This window comes from Variovorax sp. FG153 (assembly GCF_057809595.1).
In genome coordinates this window covers 1-16,898 of record NZ_JBMDKG010000001.1, presented here as the reverse complement: position 1 = coordinate 16,898, position 16,898 = coordinate 1, and the positions used below count along the sequence as shown (strand labels likewise).

The 16,898-nt window shown below is 70.0% G+C and carries 17 protein-coding genes; 9 read left to right on the top strand and 8 right to left on the bottom strand.

Features of this window, described 5'->3' with window-relative positions; all coding sequences use genetic code 11:
- Positions 1-13: 13 nt before the first annotated feature.
- From ACODT0_RS00085 to ACODT0_RS00070, 4 genes are read right to left on the bottom strand one after another with little or no spacing between them, the layout of a single operon-like run.
- Positions 14-946 (bottom strand): amidohydrolase family protein, encoded by a 933-nt coding sequence (locus ACODT0_RS00085; RefSeq protein WP_489040151.1) that lies wholly within the window; start codon positions 944-946, stop codon positions 14-16.
- The gene (locus ACODT0_RS00080) at positions 943-1,935 is read right to left on the bottom strand and encodes a TRAP transporter substrate-binding protein (protein WP_093352731.1); all 993 of its coding nucleotides are present in this window, start codon (positions 1,933-1,935) and stop codon (positions 943-945) included. Before ACODT0_RS00080 ends, ACODT0_RS00085 begins: the two co-directional genes overlap by 4 nt.
- 60 nt (positions 1,936-1,995) lie before the next feature.
- Positions 1,996-2,973, bottom strand: a complete 978-nt coding sequence (locus tag ACODT0_RS00075; protein ID WP_057597082.1) for a Bug family tripartite tricarboxylate transporter substrate binding protein — start codon at positions 2,971-2,973, stop codon at positions 1,996-1,998.
- 30 nt (positions 2,974-3,003) lie between these two features.
- Complete coding sequence (locus ACODT0_RS00070) at positions 3,004-4,143, bottom strand: iron-containing alcohol dehydrogenase (RefSeq protein WP_489040150.1); 1,140 nt, start codon at positions 4,141-4,143, stop codon at positions 3,004-3,006.
- Positions 4,144-4,418: 275 nt separating this feature from the next.
- Here ACODT0_RS00070 and ACODT0_RS00065 point away from each other — a divergent pair, with 275 nt between their 5' ends.
- From ACODT0_RS00065 to ACODT0_RS00050, 4 genes are read left to right on the top strand one after another with little or no spacing between them, the layout of a single operon-like run.
- Positions 4,419-5,198, top strand: a complete 780-nt coding sequence (locus tag ACODT0_RS00065; RefSeq protein ID WP_479668634.1) for an enoyl-CoA hydratase/isomerase family protein — start codon at positions 4,419-4,421, stop codon at positions 5,196-5,198.
- A 36-nt stretch (positions 5,199-5,234) separates the two neighbouring features.
- Positions 5,235-6,461 (top strand): CaiB/BaiF CoA transferase family protein, encoded by a 1,227-nt coding sequence (locus ACODT0_RS00060; protein WP_489040149.1) that lies wholly within the window; start codon positions 5,235-5,237, stop codon positions 6,459-6,461.
- Between the two features lie 36 nt (positions 6,462-6,497).
- Entirely contained in the window at positions 6,498-7,496 is a 999-nt protein-coding gene (locus ACODT0_RS00055; RefSeq protein ID WP_296731216.1) for a Bug family tripartite tricarboxylate transporter substrate binding protein, read from the top strand.
- Between the two features lie 28 nt (positions 7,497-7,524).
- On the top strand, positions 7,525-8,433 hold the full coding sequence (locus tag ACODT0_RS00050) for an amidohydrolase family protein (RefSeq protein WP_489040148.1): 909 nt from the start codon (positions 7,525-7,527) through the stop codon (positions 8,431-8,433).
- Here ACODT0_RS00050 and ACODT0_RS00045 read toward each other — a convergent pair.
- Entirely contained in the window at positions 8,421-9,347 is a 927-nt protein-coding gene (locus ACODT0_RS00045) for a transcriptional regulator GcvA (RefSeq protein ID WP_203206473.1), read from the bottom strand. The two genes, ACODT0_RS00050 and ACODT0_RS00045, sit on opposite strands and share 13 nt — an antisense overlap.
- A 183-nt stretch (positions 9,348-9,530) precedes the next feature.
- Between ACODT0_RS00045 and ACODT0_RS00040 the strand changes: the two genes are divergently transcribed.
- The 4 genes from ACODT0_RS00040 to ACODT0_RS00025 all read left to right on the top strand — a co-directional run bounded on the left by ACODT0_RS00040 (position 9,531) and on the right by ACODT0_RS00025 (position 13,686).
- Complete coding sequence (locus ACODT0_RS00040; protein WP_489040147.1) at positions 9,531-9,941, top strand: thioesterase family protein; 411 nt, start codon at positions 9,531-9,533, stop codon at positions 9,939-9,941.
- Positions 9,942-10,096: 155 nt separating this feature from the next.
- A complete protein-coding gene (locus ACODT0_RS00035; RefSeq protein WP_296728988.1) occupies positions 10,097-10,624 on the top strand; it encodes a PPC domain-containing DNA-binding protein in 528 nt (175 codons plus the stop codon).
- Between the two features lie 120 nt (positions 10,625-10,744).
- Positions 10,745-12,319, top strand: coding sequence for a metallophosphoesterase family protein (locus ACODT0_RS00030; RefSeq protein WP_489040146.1), 1,575 nt, complete (start codon positions 10,745-10,747; stop codon positions 12,317-12,319).
- Positions 12,316-13,686, top strand: coding sequence for a cytochrome-c peroxidase (locus tag ACODT0_RS00025; RefSeq protein WP_489040145.1), 1,371 nt, complete (start codon positions 12,316-12,318; stop codon positions 13,684-13,686). Before ACODT0_RS00030 ends, ACODT0_RS00025 begins: the two co-directional genes overlap by 4 nt.
- A gap of 181 nt (positions 13,687-13,867) precedes the next feature.
- On the opposite strand, the gene ACODT0_RS00020 is transcribed toward ACODT0_RS00025, so the two are convergent.
- Complete coding sequence (locus ACODT0_RS00020; protein WP_489040144.1) at positions 13,868-14,845, bottom strand: DMT family transporter; 978 nt, start codon at positions 14,843-14,845, stop codon at positions 13,868-13,870.
- A 72-nt stretch (positions 14,846-14,917) separates the two neighbouring features.
- Between ACODT0_RS00020 and ACODT0_RS00015 the strand changes: the two genes are divergently transcribed.
- Positions 14,918-15,406, top strand: coding sequence for an Lrp/AsnC family transcriptional regulator (locus tag ACODT0_RS00015; protein WP_057597190.1), 489 nt, complete (start codon positions 14,918-14,920; stop codon positions 15,404-15,406).
- 80 nt (positions 15,407-15,486) lie between these two features.
- On the opposite strand, the gene ACODT0_RS00010 is transcribed toward ACODT0_RS00015, so the two are convergent.
- Both ACODT0_RS00010 and ACODT0_RS00005 read right to left on the bottom strand, forming a co-directional pair.
- Positions 15,487-15,861: a hypothetical protein gene (locus tag ACODT0_RS00010; protein ID WP_261206483.1), complete on the bottom strand. Its 375-nt coding sequence runs from the start codon at positions 15,859-15,861 to the stop codon at positions 15,487-15,489.
- A gap of 389 nt (positions 15,862-16,250) precedes the next feature.
- Positions 16,251-16,619 carry a DUF2958 domain-containing protein gene (locus tag ACODT0_RS00005; RefSeq protein ID WP_261206484.1) on the bottom strand — a complete coding sequence of 123 codons (369 nt, stop codon included), beginning with the start codon at positions 16,617-16,619 and terminating at the stop codon, positions 16,251-16,253.
- Positions 16,620-16,898 lie beyond the last annotated feature (279 nt).

Below are 16,898 nucleotides of genomic sequence, written 5' to 3'. Positions count from 1 at the left end.
GCACCCGGCCGCTTCAGCGCCCCGGGCCGGCCGTGTCGATGCGGTAGAAGCGCAAGGCGTTGCCGCGCCAGACCGCGTCGCGCGCCGCGTCGTCGAGGCCGTCCAGCCCCTCGGCCACCGCGCGCACCACCTCGGCCATGGGCGCGCGCAGGCCCGACACCGGCAGGTTGCTCGCGAACATGCAACGCCCGGCGCCGAAGATCTCGACCGTCTCGCGCACCACGCGCGCATTGCTGTCGGCGCTCCAGGGCGCATCGGGCAGGCCGAACTCCGAGAGCTTGACCATCACCTCGGGCAGCGCCGCGAGCGCGCGCATGCCGCGCCGCCAGTGCGCGAGGCCGGCTTCGCTGCGGTCCCAGGGCAGGCCCGCATGCTCGATCGCCACGCGCAACCCCGGAAAGCGCGCGACGGCCTCGGCCGCTTCCTCCAGGTGCCAGTAGGGCACGCGCACGTCCCACAGCAGGCCGTTGTCGCGCAGGAGGCCCAGGCCCGCGCACCAGCGTTCGTCCTGCAGGGTGCCGGGCTCGCCGCGCACGCTGTGGTCGGGGCCGCGCGAGATGCGCGGCTTGCAGCGCACGCCGCGCACCAGCGGCCATTCGGCCTGCGCGCGCATCTGCGCTTCGGCATCGCTCGCGAGGAATTCGACGTTGGCCACCACGGCATTCGGAAAGCCGTGCGTCGCGTGGACGGTATGCAGCCAGCGCGTCTCGGCCAGCGACTCGGCGCGCGAGCGCTCGGCCTCCACATGCACCGTGGCCACCACCGGCAGGCCTTCGGTGGCGGCGCGGTAGTCGGCCACGCCGAAGTCGCGCCGCAGCACCGCGTAGTCGCCGAGGAAGAAGGCCCCGGCGTCGTAGCCGTCCTGCAGCCACGGGAAGTGGCCCTCGCCCAGGTGCCACAGGTGGTGGTGCGCGTCGACGATGGCGGCGGGAAGCACGGCGCTCACGGCTGCGCGTCCATCGCCTTGAGCACCGCGTCGCCGTTCTTCTCGACGTACATCCTGCGGGTCTCCTCGCGCACCACCTGGCGAATGCTCGCGACGTCGGGCGTCTCGTTGATCTGCATGCCCTTGGCGCGCAGCTGGGCGATCGCGTCCTTCTCGCCGTCGTTGTTGAGCTTGCGCTGGAAGTTCGCGGCCGCCGCGGCCTCCTCGAGCATCGCCTTCTGGAACTCGGGCTTGAGCGCATCGAAGCGCGCCTTGTTCATGATCACCACCAGCGGCGTGTAGGCATGGCGCGTGAGCGAGAGGTACTTCTGCACCTCGTACATCTTCGACGACAGCATCAGCGTGGGCGGGTTCTCCTGCCCGTCGACCGCGCCCGACTCGAGCGCGCCGAACACCTCGGCGAAGGGCATCGGCTGCGGGTTCGCGCCCAGCAGCTGGAAGGCCTTGAGGTGCGAGGGATTGGGCGTGGTGCGGATCTTCAGGCCCTTGATGTCGGCCGCGCCGTTGATCGGCCGCTTGTTGTTGCCCAGGCTGCGAAAGCCGATCTCCCAGAAGGCCAGGCCCTTGATCTGGTGCGTGCCGAGCTCGTCGAGCAGCGAGCGGCCGACCGGGCCGTCGAGCGTGCGGTAGGCCTGCTGCGCATCGGCGAACTGGTAGGGCAGATCGAGCGCATTGAGCTTGGGCGCGAGGCCGGTCACGAAGGGATTGCCGGTGGCGCCGATGTCGATGGTGCCGCTGCGCACGCCGGTCACCAGCGTCACGTCGTTGCCGAGCTGGCTGTTGGCGAAGACCTGGATCTCCACCGCGCCGCCGGTGCGCTCCTTCACGCGCTTCGCGAACTCGAGCGCGGCCTTGTGCTGCGAATCGCTCTCGGGCACGGTGTGGCTGAAGCGCAGCTTGACCGGCGCCTGCGCGGCGGCGCCGCCGGCGCCGAGGCCGAGCAGCGCGGCCAGCAGCGCGCCGGCCAGGGACCTGAAATTCCTGTGCATGGTTGTCGTCTCCTGTCGTTGAAATTCGGGGAAGGCGCGCGCCTTCCCGGGGGCCGCCGCTCAGACCGTGACCTTGGCTTCCTTGACCACCTTGGCCCACTTGTCCTTCTCGGTGCCGATGAACTCGGCGAACTTCGCGGCGCTGCCGCCGCCGTCCTCGGCGCCGTAGCTCGCGAGCTTCTCCGCCACGTCGGGCATGGCGAGCACGCGGTTGAAGTCCTCGTTCATGCGCTGCACCATCGCGGCGTTCATCTGCGCCGGCCCGACCAGGCCATACCAGGTGCTGGCATCGAAGCCCGGGTAGCCGAGCTCGGCCACGGTGGGCACCTCGGGATGCGCCTTCGAGCGCCGCGGCCGCGTCTGCGCGATCGCCACCAGCTTGCCGCTGGCCACGTGCGGCGTGGCCGAGGTCATGGTCTCGAAGCTGTAGTCGATCTGGCCGCCGATCAGGTCGGTGAGCATCGGGCCCGAGCCGCGGTAGGGCACGTGCAGCGCATCGACGCCCGCGCGCAGCTTGAAGAGCTCGATCGCCAGGTGCTGCGAGGCGCCAGCGCCCGAGGAGCCGAAGGTCACGGTGCCCGGCTTGTCGCGGCACAGCGCCACCAGGTCCTTGACCGTGCGCGCGGGCTTCGAGGGGTTGCAGATCAGCAGGTTCGGCGTGACGCCCACCAGCACCAGCGGCGTGAAGTCGCGCTCCACCACATAGCCCAGCGTGGGATAGAGCGCGGGCGCGATCGCATGGTTGCTGATGTTGGTCATCAGCAGCGTGGTGCCGTTGTTCGGCTGCTTGGCGACGTACTCGGCGGCGATCACGCCGCCCGCGCCGGCCTTGTTCTCGACCGTGACCGGCACGCCCCACAGGGTGGCGAGCTTCTGCGCCATCACGCGCGCCATCACGTCGGTGCCGCCGCCGGGCGGAAAGCCGACGACGATGCGCACGGGCGTGGTGGGCAGCGGCGCGGTCTGCGCGCGCACGGTGGCGAAAGGCAGGGCCGCGCTGGCGGCCAGTGTCGATGCGATGAAGCGGCGGCGTTGCATGGCGTTGTCTCCTTGTGTTCTTTTCGGGGCTTACATCGACTCGGCCAGCAGGGCCTGGTAGTCGGCCACGCTGGCTTCGCGCGGATTGGTCTTGTGGCAGTGGTCCTTGAGCGCGCCTTCGATCACGCGCGGGAACAGGTCGGGCGAGACGTCGAGCGCGGCCAGGCCGGTGGGCAGGCCGAGGCGCGCGCTCATGGCCGCGACGGCCGGTGCCACCTCGTCGCCGCCGCCCAGGCCCATGGCCTGCGCCATGCGCGCGAGGCGCTCGTCCTTGCGCATCGACTCGGCCTGCGCGTTGAAGCGGATCACGGCCGGCAGCAGGATCGCGTTGAGCGTGCCGTGGTGCAGGCGCGGCGCGATGCCGCCGAGCGAATGGCTGAGGCTGTGCACGCAGCCCAGCCCCTTCTGGAACGCGAGCGCGCCCTGCATCGAGGCGCTCATCATGTTCAGGCGTGCCTCGCGGTCGCCGGGCGTGGCGGTGGCGCGCTCGATATGGCGCCAGGCGCGGCGCAGGCCGTCGAGCGCGATGCCGTCGGCCGGCGGGTTGAAGGCCGGCGCCATGAAGGTCTCCATGCAGTGCGCGATCGCGTCCATGCCGGTGGCGGCGGTCAGCATCGGCGGCAGGCCCAGCGTGAGTTCGGGATCGCACAGCGCGACGCGCGGCACCAGGTGCGGCGAGAGCACGCCGACCTTGCGGCCGTCGTCGAGGATCAGCACCGCGCCGCGGCCCACCTCGCTGCCGGTGCCGGCCGTGGTGGGCACGGCGATCACCGGCGCGGTGACCGCGGTGATGCGCGCCACGCCGCCCTCGATGGCCGCGAAGGACTTCAGCGGCCCTTCGTGCGTGGCGCAGACGGCCACGCCCTTGGCGAGGTCGATCGGCGAGCCGCCGCCGACCGCGACGATGCCGTCGCAGCGGTGCTCCGCGTAGAGCGCCACGGCCGCGCGCATCGCGCGCTCGGTGGGGTTGGAGGGCGTGCCGTCGAACACGACGAACTCGCGGCCTGCGCCGAGCTGCGCGGTCACGCGTTCGAGCACGCCCGCGGCGCGCACGCCGGCGTCGGTCACGACCAGCGCTCGGCGGATGCCGAGGCGGTCGCACTCCTGCGCCAGCAGCTGCACGGCGCCGAAATCGATCTGGATCTGGGTGATGTAGTTGATGAGCGCCATGCGCTGGTTCCTTGTCTCGGCGGTGGTCCGTGGTGCCGGCGTGCCGCTCGAAGCGGTGCCGGTCGTCGTGGGCCGCGAGTCTAGGAACGGGTGCCGGGGGCGGCAACGTGGATTTACTTGAAGTCCGGGCGAGAAAAATTCACAAGCCGCGGGGCCCTGCCGGGCGCGAGTTTTTCTTGAAGACCTCCCCAGTTTTTTTCGTTTGGCCGCGCGCGGACCGCTCCCTAGACTTCGGCCCGTTCGCAACCCGCCCCCTACGAAAGAGACAAGCCGACATGACCTCGCTCATCCTGGTCGAGCGCGACGACCGCATCGCGACCGTGACCCTCAACAAGCCCGACAAGATGAACGCCATGGACCAGGTCATGTGGCAGGGCCTGGCCGATGCCTTCGCCGAGCTCTCGGCCGACGACGCGCTGCGCTGCGTGGTGCTGCGCGGCGCCGGCGGCAAGGCCTTCTCGGCCGGCGCCGACATCGAGGAGTTCCAGCGCAGCCGCGCCAACGCGGCGCAGGCCGCCGCCTATGCCGAGGTCACGCACCGCGCGATGCATGCGATCGCCACCAGCAAGCACCCCACGCTCGCGGTGATCGAGGGCGCCTGCGTGGGCGGCGGGCTCGAGATCGCCACCGTCTGCGACATGCGCATCTGCGGCAGCTCGAGCCGCTTCGGCGTGCCGGTCAACAAGCTCGGCCTGGTGATGTCGTACGGCGAGCTCGGCGGTCTGGTCGACCTGGTCGGCGGCGCGACCGCGCTCGAGATCGTGCTCGAGGGCCGCGTGTTCGATGCCAGGGAGGCCTTCGAGAAGCGCCTGGTGAACCGCGTGGTCGACGACGCCGCGGTGCTCGAGCAGGGCTACGCGACCGCGCGGCGCATCGCCAACGGCGCGCCGCTGGTGGCGCGCTGGCACAAGAAGTTCGTGCGCCGGCTCGCGCAGCCCGCGCCGCTGTCGGCCGAGGAGAACGCCGAAGCCTACGCCTGCTTCGACACCGAGGACTTCCGCATCGGCTTCCAGGCCTTCCTGGCCAAGGGCAAGCCGGTCTTCACGGGCCGCTGAGCCCGCCACCCTCCTTTCCAGATCCGGAGCCCCCGCGTGACCCTTCCCCTTTCCCGCATCAAGGTCCTCGACGTCAGCCAGATCATGGCCGGCCCCTTCTGCTGCATGCTGCTCGGCGACATGGGCGCTGACGTCATCAAGGTCGAGACGCCCGGCATCGGCGACCAGACCCGCCGCTCGATGGGCTTTCGCCTCAAGGGCGCCGACAGCGGCGGCTTCCTCGCGCTCAACCGCAACAAGCGCAGCATCGAGATCGACCTCAAGAACCCGGCCGGCCTCGAGGCCTTCTACGCCCTCGTGAAGGAGGCCGACGTGCTGGTCGAGAACAACCGCCCCGGCGTGGCCGCGCGGCTGAAGATCGACTACGAGACCCTGCGCCAGCTCAACCCGCGGCTAGTGTACGCGAGCATCTCGGGCTTCGGCCAGACCGGCCCCTGGGCCAAACGCCCGGGCCTGGACCTGATCGCGCAGGCCATGACCGGCGTGATGAGCGTGATGGGCCATCCGGGCGAGCCGCCGGTGAAGTCGGCGATACCGCTGGCCGACCTGGGCGCGGGCCTGTTCGCGGCCTACGGCATCCTCAGCGCGGTGATCGGCCGCGGCCTCACGGGCGAGGGCCAGTTCGTCGATGCCTCGCTGTTCGAGACCGCGCTGGGCCTGTCGGTGTGGGAGTCGGCCGAGTACTGGGGCACGGGCCAGGTGCCCACGCCGATCGGCAGCGCCAACCGCATGAGCGCGCCCTACCAGGCGGTGCGCGCCTCCGACCGGCCCTTCGTCATCGGCGCGGCCAACCCCAAGCTCTGGACCGCGCTGTGCGGCGTGATCGGGCGCGAGGACCTGGTGCGCGACGCGCGCTTCACCGACAACGTGCTGCGCATCCGCAACCGCGTGGTGCTGATCGAGGAACTGGAGCGCGAGTTCGCGCGGCGCACCGCCACCGAATGGGTCGATGCGCTGCTGGCCGCGGGCGTGCCGGCCGCGCCGATTTACGACTACGCCGAAGCGCTGGCAAGCGAACAGGCGGTGGCGCGCAACATGGTGCTGAAGATCCAGCATCCTGTGGAGGGCGAGACACGCGCCCTGGGCTTTCCGGTCAAACTCGGCGGCACGCCGCAGCAGGTGCGGCATCCGGCGCCGCTGCTGGGCCAGCACACCGAGCAGGTGCTCGGCGAGATCGGCATGACGGCCGAGCACATCGCCGTGCTGCGAAGCAGCGGCGCGTTCGGCGCGGCGCATGCCGCGGCCGACGCGACGGCGGACTGAGACACGCAAGAAACACAACGAGACGGAGACAAGACCATGCAAACGAGCACCATCGACCTCTCGCGCCGCCGCTGGCTCGGCGCCATCCCCGCGCTCTCGGGTGCGCTGCTGTTCGCGCCGGGCTTCGCACGGGCGCAGGGCGGCGCCTATCCGCACAAGCCGATCGAGCTGGTCGTGCCCTGGCAGGCCGGCGGCGGCGCCGACGTGGTGGGCCGGGCCTTCGGCGCGGCGGTCGCCAAGTACCTGCCGCAGCCGGTGGTCGTCATCAACAAGCCCGGCGCCAGCGGCGTGCTCGGGCTGGGCGACGTGGTCAACGCCAAGCCCGACGGCTACCGCATCGTGCTGTCGTCGACCGAGCTGACCTTTCTCAACCACCTGGGCCTGGCGAAGTTCTCGTACAAGGACCTGCGCCCGATCGCGCGGCTCAATGCCGACCCGGCCGCGGTGGTGGTGCGCGCCGATGCGCCCTACGCCACGCTCGAGCAGTTCCTCGAGGCCGCGCGCAAGGGCGACGCGAACATCCGCGTGGGCAACGCGGGCCATGGCTCGACCTGGCACATGGCGGCCGCCGCGCTGGCCGAGAAGACCGGCGCGAAGTTCAACCACATTCCCTATGCCGGTGGCGCGCCCGCGGTGCTGGCGCTGCTCGGCGGCCACATCGACGCGGTGACGGTGAGCACGGCCGAGGTGTCGAGCTACGTGGCCGCGGGCAAGCTCAAGGCGCTGGCCGTGATGGCCGACCGGCGCGTGGCCGACGGCTTCGAGAAGATCCCGACGCTCAAGGAACGCAACATCGACCTGTCGATCGGCATCTGGCGCGGCCTGTCGGCGCCGCGCGGCACGCCCGACGACGTGATCGCGGTGCTCAAGGGCGCGGTCGCGAAGGCCGTGAAGGAGCCCGCCTGGCTCGAGGCGCTGGCCAAGCTGCACTTCAGCACCGACACCTATGCCGACGACGCGGCGCTCGAGGCGGTGATGGCCAGGGAGAGCGAGTTCTTCAAGGCGCTCGCGGGCAAGATCAACCTGTCGAGCTGAGGCCGGGCGCACGGCCGAGAATCGCGCGATGGCTTTCGAATTCAGCGAACCCTTCGTCGACGCGCACCAGCATTTCTGGCACCTCGATGCGCATCCCTATCCCTGGCTGCAGGGCGAGACGGTGCCGAACTTCCGCTACGGCGACTACTCGGCGCTGAAGCGCAACTACCTGCCGGCCGATCTCGCGCGCGACACGCGCGGCTTCGCGCCGGCGCGCACGGTGCACATCGAGGCCGAGTGGGAACGCGCCGATCCCGTGGCCGAAACCCGTTGGCTCACCGGCCTCGCGGCCACCGAGGGCCGGCCCTCGGCGATCGTCGCGCATGCGGCGCTCGATCGTGGCGACGCGGCCGAGGTGCTCGCGGCGCAGGCCGCGTTCGCGCTGGTGCGCGGCATCCGCCACAAGCCGGTGACGGCCGCGTCGGCCGCCGAGGCCGCACGCGGCGTGGCGGGCTCGATGGACGATGCGCGCTGGCGCGCCGGTTATGCGCTGCTAGAAACGCATGGGCTCTCCTTCGACCTGCAGGCCCCCTGGTGGAACCTCGACCAGGCCGCGCAGCTCGCGCGCGACTTTCCGCGCACGCTGCTGATCCTCAACCACAGCGGCCTGCCCGCTGACCGTAGCGCCGAGGGCCTCGCGGGCTGGCGCCGCGCGCTCGAGCGTCTGGCCGATGCGCCCAACACCGCGATCAAGATCTCGGGCCTGGGCCAACGCGGCCTGCCATGGACCGAGGAGGCCAACGTGCCGCTGATCCGCGACGCGATCGCGATCTTCGGCGCGTCGCGCTGCATGTTCGCGAGCAACTTCCCGGTCGACAGCCTCGTGGCCAGCTACGAAACCATTCTGCGCGGCTTCCTCGCGGCCATCGCCGGGCACTCCGAGGCCGAACGCCGGCAGCTGTTGCACGACAACGCCGTGCGGCTCTACAGGCTCTGAGCGGCCGCCTCGTCCTTCGCGCGTTCCTCGTGCACCCATGACACGAAGGCCGCGATGCGCGCATCGGCGGCGCGGTCCTGCGGATAGACCATGAAGTAGGAGAACTCCACCGGCAACGTGACGTCGAAGGGCCGCACCAGCAGGCCGTCGGCCAGGTCCTTCATCACCCAGTTCTTCTTCACCAGCGCCACGCCGAGCCCGTCGACCGCCGCGGCGATCACCAGGTGGCTGGGCCAGAACGAGGGGCCGCGCGTCACGTCCACGTCGCTCACGCCCGCATGCTCGAGCCACATGCCCCAGTCGGGGTTGCTCACGTCGCTGTAGGTGCTGTTGTCGTGCAGCAGCACATGGTGCCTGAGGTCGGCCGGCGTGCGCAGCGGATGCTCGCCCTGCATCAGCGCGGGGCTGCAGACCGGGAACACCTCGACCGGCAGGCACAGCTCGGAGTGCAGGCCCGGGTAGATGCCGCGGCCGTAGCGCACCGCCATGTCGAAGTCCTCGCGCGTGAAGTCGACCATGTGCTTGGAGGTCGATATCTCGAGGTCGATGTCGGGGTAGGCCTGCATGAAGCGGCGCATGCGCGGGATCAGCCACTTGACTGCGAAGGTCGGCGGCAGGTTGATCTTGAGCGAGGGCGTGCCCTGCGACTGGCGCAGCTGCTGCGTCGCATACATCACCTGCTTGAAGGCTTCCTGGATGCCCGGCAGGTAGGCCTTGCCGGCGGCGGTGAGCGCGAGCGACTTGGTGTCGCGCACGAACAGCGCGATGCCGAGGTTCTCCTCGAGCGTCTTGATCTGGTGGCTCACGGCCGAGGGCGTGACGAAGAGCTCGTCGGCCGCGCGCGTGAAGCTCAGGTGCCGCGCCGCGACCTCGAAGGCACGCAGCGGATTGAGCGGGGGAATGGGGCGCGACATGGTGGACGTATTCCTTCGGGAGCGGGCACGGGGCGGGGGCGCGGGCCTTCAATATTTTCTACGCAATGCTTCGAGAAAAACTCGTTTGCCGCTCGGCGCCGCGATTCCTAGACTGCCCTTCGCGCCGACGCACAGCCAGTCGGGACAACGTCAATTGACGCTCAACGCTTTCGGACGAACCCCATGAATTCAGAACTGCGCGCAGGCGCCCTCACCCGCCGCGAACTCGTGATCGACCGGCCGCGCACGGTCGACTTCCTCGGCGAGGACCTGCGCATCTATGCCACGCCCGAGCTCGTGCGCGACGTCGAGCAGACCTGCCTCGACTTCCTGCTCGATCACGTGGGCGCGGGCGAATCCTCGGTCGGCACCGCGATCGCGCTCAAGCACGTGGGCGCCACGTTGCTGGGCCAGCCGGTGCGCATCGAGGCGCGGGTGCGCGCGGTCGACGGCCGCGGCGTGGACTTCGAGTTCACGGTGCACGAAGGCGACAAGGAAGTCGCGAGCGGCACCCACAGCCGCTTCGTCGTCGACGTCGCGCGGCTGCGCGCCAAGGTGCACGCGGCCGTCGCCCAGGGCACGAGCGCCCCGTGAGTTCCTGATCTTCCGCGGGCCACGGCCCGCGGCTCCCCGTGCCGGACAGCGGCGCGCCAGCACTTTCGGTGCTGGCGTGCGGCCGTTCCTCACCCGTGCGGCGCAAGCCGAATCCGCAACCTGGTTGCATCTTCAAAAAGAAACGAGACAGACCGATGTTCAAGACCCTCGCATCCGCCCTCTTCGCACTGGCCACCGCCTGTGCCTCGCTCGCCTTCAGCGCCTCGGCCGGCGCTCAGGACCTGACCGGCAAGGTCACGCGCACGCCCACCGGCTACCTGATGGTGCTGCGCAACGGCGACGACGTGCTCGCCCACCTCGAGCGCCTCGCCGTGGTCGAGCAGATACCGAGCGCCAGCATCGTGGGCATCGGCTTCATGCGCGAGGCCACCTTCGGCTTCTACGACTTCTCGAGGAAGGTCTTCGACCCGAAGACCTTCAAGAACGTGGAACTCGCCAACCTCACGGGCTCGATCGCCTGGAAGGAGGGCAAGCCCTCGATCCATGCGCACGGCATCGTGACCGACGGCAGCTTCATCGGCGCGGGCGGCCACCTGCTGGGCCTGACGGTGGGCACGGGCTCGTGCGAGATCACGGTGATCCTGCATCCGCAGCGGCTCGAGCGCTTCGTCGATCCGGCCATCGGGGCGAATGTGCTGGGGTTGCATCCGGGCGCGAAGTGAGCGGAATGCAGGCGTGAAGGGGCTGGCGCGCGCCGCTGACACGGCGCTGTAACACGGCTTGCATGTTCGCTTCGTATCGTCCGGGGGCCCACGACAACAACCCACAACAGAGGGATCCCCATGCACGCCACTCCCACGACGCCGCGCGCGCGGCTCGACGCACGCCGCCTGCGCTGGCTCGCCGCCTTCGCCGCGCTCGCTTCCATCGCCGCCCTGCAAGCCTGCAACGGCGGCGGCTCCTCGAGCAGCTTCGTGCCGGTGCCCGGCGCGCCCGCCGCGCCGCTGGCTTCGGCGCCGCCGCCCGCCCCGGCGCCCGACGCGGCCACGGCCGACGCCAACCTGCAGGCCGCCTGGGTCGAGGTCGGCGACGGCAACGCGGCCTTCGCGCGCGTCATCACCAGCTACGCCGCGCCGGCCGCCGACACGGCGGCCGATGCGAACGCCACCTGCCCGCAGATCACGGTCGACGGCAAGGCCAGCCGCATGAGCCTGCGCATCGGCGCGGGCTCGATGCCGCTGCGCACCACCGCCAGCGATCCCGCCGATTCGAAGCCGTCCGAATTCCCGGTGTCGACCTGCGAGGCCACCCTTCCCTCGGGCGCGAAGCAGGTCGCCGTCGGCAGCCGCTCGCTGCCGCTGCCCAAGGCCGAGCCGCAGCGCATCCTGGTGCTGGCCGACACCGGCTGCCGCCTGAAGAAGGCCGACAACGCCTACCAGCCCTGCAACGACAGCAGCGTGTGGCCGTTCGCGCCGCTGGCCGCCACCGCCGCCGGCTTCGATCCCGACCTGGTGCTGCACATTGGCGACTACCACTACCGCGAGAACGCCTGCCCGGCCGACGTGGCCGGCTGCAAGGACAGCCCCTGGGGCTACGGCTGGGACACCTGGCAGGCCGACTTCTTCAGGCCCGCCGCGCCTCTGCTCGCGAAAGCCCCCTGGGTACTGGTGCGCGGCAACCACGAGGAGTGCGCGCGCGGCGGCCAGGGCTGGTACCGCTTCCTCGACACGCGCGCCTATGCCGACAAGCGCTCGTGCAACGACCCGGCCAACGACAGCACGGGCAACTATGCCGAGCCCTATGCCGTGTCGCTGGGTGGCGGCTCGCAGGTCATCGTGTTCGACTCGGCCAAGGCCGGCAAGGCGGCGCTGAAGACCGACGACCCGCAGTTCATCGCCTACCAGAAGCAGTTCCAGGCCGTGGCGGCGCTGGCGGCGAAGCCGGGCATGAGCACCACCATCTTCACCAACCACCACCCGATCCTGGCCTTCGCGCCGGTGGCGGGCGCGACGCCCGCGCCGGGCAACCTCGCGCTGCAGTCGGTGATGAACAACCTCTATGCGAAGGCCTACTACCCGAGCGGCGTGCACATCGCGCTGCATGGCCACGTGCACGACTTCCAGGCGCTGAACTTCGCCACCGACCATCCGGCCACCGTGGTGACGGGCAACGGCGGCGACAACCTCGACGTGGCGCTGCCCGACCCACTGCCCGCCGGCACCACGCCCGCGCCGGGCGTGACCATCGACCGCATCACGCACCACAACACCTTCGGCTTCATGCTGATGGAGCGCAAGAAGTCGCCCGACGTGGGCTGGACCTTCAAGGCCTACACCGTGGCCGGCAAGCTGCTCGCCACCTGCGGGCAGACCGGTCGGGCGCTGAGCTGCGACAAGACCGGCTTCCTGACGCCGTGACGCGGCGCTCGACGCGCTTCCCCCCGCTCGCGGGCGCCGCGCTCGCCCTGGGCGCGGCCTGCCTCGGATGGATCGTGGGTGCCGCGGGCGCCGCCCCGGGATCGATGCAGGTCATCGGCCCGGGCGGCCCGGCGAGCCAGGTGATCGAGCACATCGGCGCCACGCCGAAGCTGGCCGCGCGCGTCGATCCCACGGCGGCCGTGTTCCGGCCCGATCCCGCGCTGGCGGCGCTGGGCAAGCGCCTCTTCTTCGACACCCGGCTGTCGCAGCCGCAAGGCCTGTCGTGCGCCGGTTGCCACGACCCGCTGCGCGCCTTCACCTCGACGCTGAATGCGCCCTCGCTCGCGGGGCCGCGCACGCCGCAAGGCAGCCGCGCGGGCCGCTTCAGCGCGCGCACCGCGCCCTCGCTGCTGTACGTGCGCTACGTGCCGCGGCGCCACTTCTACCAGGACGACGACGCACCCTATGCCTCGCCGTTCGGCGGCCTGTTCGCCGACGGCCGCGCCGACACGCTGGCCGAGCAGGTCCGCGGCCCGCTGTTCGATCCCGACGAGATGAACAACGCCTCGCCGCGCAGCCTGTTGCGCAAGGTGCGCGCCACCGAACTCGCGCCGGCGCTGTCGCAGGCGCTGGGGCCCGAGGTGCTGCGCGATCCGCAGCGCATGGTCCAGGGCATCGGCCTGGCGCTGCAGGCCTACCTGCAGAGCGACGAGATGGCGCCCTTCAGCTCGCGCTTCGACGACTACCTGCGCCTGCGCACGCCGCTGAGCCCGCAGGAGATGCGCGGCCTGGCGCTGTTCAAGAATCCGGGCAAGGGCAACTGCATGTCCTGCCACACGCTCTCGGACACCGCGAGCCGGCCCGAGCGCTCGCTGTTCACCGATTTCGGCTACGACGCGATCGCCGTGCCGCGCAACCTGGCGCTGCCCGCGAACCGCGACGCGCGCCACTTCGACAACGGCCTGTGCCGCACGGCCTCGCAGTTGCGCTGGCCCGATCCCGGCCAGTGGTGCGGCTACTTCCGCACCCCGGGCCTGCGCAACGTCGCGGTGCGCCAGAGCTTCATGCACAACGGCACCTTCGCCACGCTGCGCGAGGCGGTGGCCTTCTACGCCACGCGTTCGACCGATCCGGCCAAGTGGTACCACGGCCGCTCCACCTTCGACGACGTGCCCGCCGCGCACCGCGCGAACATCAACGTGAACTCGACGCCGATGAACCGCCGCCCGGGCAGCACGCCAGGGCTCAGCGACGAGGAGATCGACGCGATCAGCGCGTTTCTCGGCACGCTGACCGATGCGCGCTACGAGGCGGCCATGCGCGCGCCCGGCGTGGCCGCGGTGGCGAACGCGCCCGCGGCCCAATAAAAGCGAGGCGCCCACCGCTGGAAACCAGGTTTCCACGCTCATGTGAGCGCCCGACCTCGCCAGCGGCGAGCCCCTCGCCCCCTCTTCGACCGGTGTTCGGCATGCCGAACACCCGCGATCAGGTTGACCGGGGGTGAAGGCGCCAGTCAGCGCCGTGCAATCGCCTTGCCCGAGCGTCCGCTCAAGCGAGCTCTCTTTTCTCGGGCAAGCTGCGATGCGCGGCGAGGCAAGCCAGCACGCTCGAGACCACGAAGACGAGCGCGAGCGTCTCGAACACGCTCGGCAGCCTGCGCTCCCATGCAAGGCCATAGACGAGCGCGAAAACGGTCTCAAAAAGAATCATCTGTCCGACCACCGTGAGGGGAAGCAGGCGACTCATCCGGTTCCACAACGCATTGCCTGCGATGGAAGCCACCAGAGCCAGGGCCAGCGACACCGAGGCGAATCGCACCCACTGATGCGCGTCGTGCTGCGTCGTCGCCAGGAGCAGGGCCAGCGGCAGCAAGAGCAGACTCTGCGCGCCCGTGACGATCCCCGTCAACAGGCTCCAGTCGTGTCCAGAGACGACGTGCATCCGCTTCAGGGCACGCGCATTGCCCACCGCAAACGCTGTCCAGGACGCCAGCGCGCCAACGGCACACACAAGCCCGAGCCCGCTCGACCCCGGCGCCGCCGCATTCGAAGCGGCCAAGGCCTCCCACCCAATGCAAAGCGCGCCGGCGCCACTCAGCAGAAGCGACGGCACGAGCGCCTTGAAGGGCGCCGCGCCGGTGTCGCGACTGCCGATGACGGTCACAGCCACCGGAAGGAACCCGATCACCAGTGAGGTCATGGCGATGCCTCCCAACTGCACCGCACTCGACAACAAGATGTAGTAAACGATGTTCCCAGTCAGGGCGAGCCAGGACAAGGTGAACCAGTGCGATCGCGACAAGCTCGTCGCCACCTGCCGCCAGCGCGGCGCAAGCATCAGCGCGGCAAGGAGGCCGTAGCACAGGTATCGACCGATGCTCAGTTGCAACGGGTCGAAGTCCTTGACCAGCGCCGGCGCCAGAAAAACCAGCCCCCAAAGGGCCCCGGCACCCGCGCCGCAGGCCACCCCCAGGAGGGGGTGGGAGGGGACCGCGCCGACAGGCCGTGTGTTGGAAACTGAGGTCATCCGCGCACTTTATATTCGCCGCCTTGATTAAATCACCCGAAAATCGCCACCCGGACGCACTTTTCACTCGACATGGCACCCAAGCCCCCGGCCACCGAATTCGCGCTCGATCGCCAGGACCGCGAGATCCTTCGCATCCTGCAACGTGACAACAAGACACCACAGCGGGTGATCGCCGAGGAGGTCCATCTGTCCGCGGCAGCCGTTCAACGGCGCATCGCGGCCATGGAGGCGGCGGGCGTGATCATGAAAAACGTGGCGATCGTCGACCCGGAGGCGGTGTCGGCCACCATCACCTCCATCGTCGAGGTACAACTCGTCGACGAGCGAGCGTCGACGGTGGATCGCGCCAAAGCGCTTTTTCGGGACACGCCCGAAGTCCAACAATGCTTTTACGTGACGGGTGGCGTCAGTTGCGTGCTCATCATCGTCGCGCCCAACATGCGCAGTTACGAAGGTCTCACGCGGCGCTTGTTCGCGCAGAACGAGGCCGTCAAGAGTTTTCGCTCGCTCGTGGCACTCGATCGCGTGAAGACCGACACATCGATCGTGATTCCCTGAGCAAAAAGAGACCGCATACGATCGCATGGCCCCGCCGCCGCCGCCAGCCAATGACAAGGGCGGCCGCGTCGGCGAGACAGCTACCCCAGCTCCGCCAGGAGCGCGCGGGCACGCGCCAAGCACCCATCTTGCGCACGGGACGCGGGCACGTCGGCGCCACCAGATGCGACGATCTCCTGCAACAGCGTGCGCATGCGCGGCGCCGCACACATCAGACGCACGACTTGCTCGAAGGTGAGAAGCCGGCCATCAGGCCCCGCGGCCAGGGCGGGACGGTGAACTTCCCCAAGATTGCGCCCCTGCGCATCGAAAACCAGGGCCCAGCGACGATCAACGCTGAGGGCATAGCGCCACACGATCGAAGCCTGTGGTTCGCGCGGACCGCAGGCACCAGGCGCGCCGCCTGCGACGGCGGGGGGTGGGAAGAATGGCGTACGAGGATCGGAGCTGTCCATGGGGAGTCTGCCTTTCTGTGAGGTGACGGGCCGGCTCCCGCGGAGCCGCCTCGACGCCATGACGGCGAGGACCGCGCGGGCGCCAGGGCCCGCCCGCAAGCCGCAGCCCGCAGCAAAGCGCAGGGACCGGGTGAGGCCGGGGGCGCAGCCGCACCCTGGCGGCCGCAAGGCCCGCAGCCAGGCGTCGGAAAGAGGCGGTCCCGGGAACGGCCTGACCACAAGGCAGCGACCCGAAGGCGACGCCGGACACCCCTGTGAGCACACCCCAGACCGTCCTTCCAAAGACGCAAGAGGCAGCGCCCCTCACAACGAGAGAAGGAAAAAGAACAAAAGAAGGAAAGAAGCACAAACAAATGCCGGCAGCGCAGCTGCCGGCACAGGCCGACCGCTCAGGCCTCGATCCGGCCCGCCAGGCGCGCAGCGACTGCATAGGCACTGAGCGGTCGCGTCGCCTGGAATCCCACGTCCTGCTCGATCGGCAAGCGCAACGGCCCCCTCAGGCAAGCCAGCGTGTCAAGACTCACGCATCCCAACTCGGGATAGCCCTGCCCCAAATCGCACAGACCGAAGGCGATCGTCGGATCGTCGGGATCGATCTCGCTCAGCAACCACGTCGCGCCGGCATCCGGCGTGAAGAGCTTGACCACCGGTGACGGATCGAAGAGTTCGTCGCGCGCATCAAATTCGCGCGATGCGCGGCCATTCGCGACAAGTCGCTGAACCTGTTCGTCGCTCAAAAAGAAGTACGAGAAAGTCATGTGACGCTCCAAGAAAAGGGCGGGATTGCCCAGGACCGTCACGGTCACGCCGAAGCGCAGCGGTCAAGGCTCGAAGACGGCCGCAGGCCGCCAGCGCGCCGAGCGCGCGCAGGCCTTGACAGCGAGAACGGCGTGGCACGCTCACGGTCACGCGAGCCAACCCCGCCACGTCACCACGCCCCTGCCAGCACGAGGCGAAGCGAGTCGTGCGCTCCACACAACACGACCCGCGGGCCCAAGCCCGCGCTGACCAGCAACCCGCGCACAGCGCGCTGGCCA

Bases quoted from the DNA above. Each gene is read 5' to 3' on its own strand.
- ACODT0_RS00080 (WP_093352731.1), bottom strand. From the start codon at position 1,935: ATGCACAGGAATTTCAGGTCCCTGGCCGGCGCGCTGCTGGCCGCGCTG.
- ACODT0_RS00075 (WP_057597082.1), bottom strand. From the start codon at position 2,973: ATGCAACGCCGCCGCTTCATCGCATCGACACTGGCCGCCAGCGCGGCC.
- ACODT0_RS00070 (WP_489040150.1), bottom strand. From the start codon at position 4,143: ATGGCGCTCATCAACTACATCACCCAGATCCAGATCGATTTCGGCGCC.
- ACODT0_RS00065 (WP_479668634.1), top strand. From the start codon at position 4,419: ATGACCTCGCTCATCCTGGTCGAGCGCGACGACCGCATCGCGACCGTG.
- ACODT0_RS00055 (WP_296731216.1), top strand. From the start codon at position 6,498: ATGCAAACGAGCACCATCGACCTCTCGCGCCGCCGCTGGCTCGGCGCC.
- ACODT0_RS00050 (WP_489040148.1), top strand. From the start codon at position 7,525: ATGGCTTTCGAATTCAGCGAACCCTTCGTCGACGCGCACCAGCATTTC.
- ACODT0_RS00045 (WP_203206473.1), bottom strand. From the start codon at position 9,347: ATGTCGCGCCCCATTCCCCCGCTCAATCCGCTGCGTGCCTTCGAGGTC.
- ACODT0_RS00040 (WP_489040147.1), top strand. From the start codon at position 9,531: ATGAATTCAGAACTGCGCGCAGGCGCCCTCACCCGCCGCGAACTCGTG.
- ACODT0_RS00035 (WP_296728988.1), top strand. From the start codon at position 10,097: ATGTTCAAGACCCTCGCATCCGCCCTCTTCGCACTGGCCACCGCCTGT.
- ACODT0_RS00030 (WP_489040146.1), top strand. From the start codon at position 10,745: ATGCACGCCACTCCCACGACGCCGCGCGCGCGGCTCGACGCACGCCGC.
- ACODT0_RS00020 (WP_489040144.1), bottom strand. From the start codon at position 14,845: ATGACCTCAGTTTCCAACACACGGCCTGTCGGCGCGGTCCCCTCCCAC.
- ACODT0_RS00015 (WP_057597190.1), top strand. From the start codon at position 14,918: ATGGCACCCAAGCCCCCGGCCACCGAATTCGCGCTCGATCGCCAGGAC.
- ACODT0_RS00010 (WP_261206483.1), bottom strand. From the start codon at position 15,861: ATGGACAGCTCCGATCCTCGTACGCCATTCTTCCCACCCCCCGCCGTC.
- ACODT0_RS00005 (WP_261206484.1), bottom strand. From the start codon at position 16,619: ATGACTTTCTCGTACTTCTTTTTGAGCGACGAACAGGTTCAGCGACTT.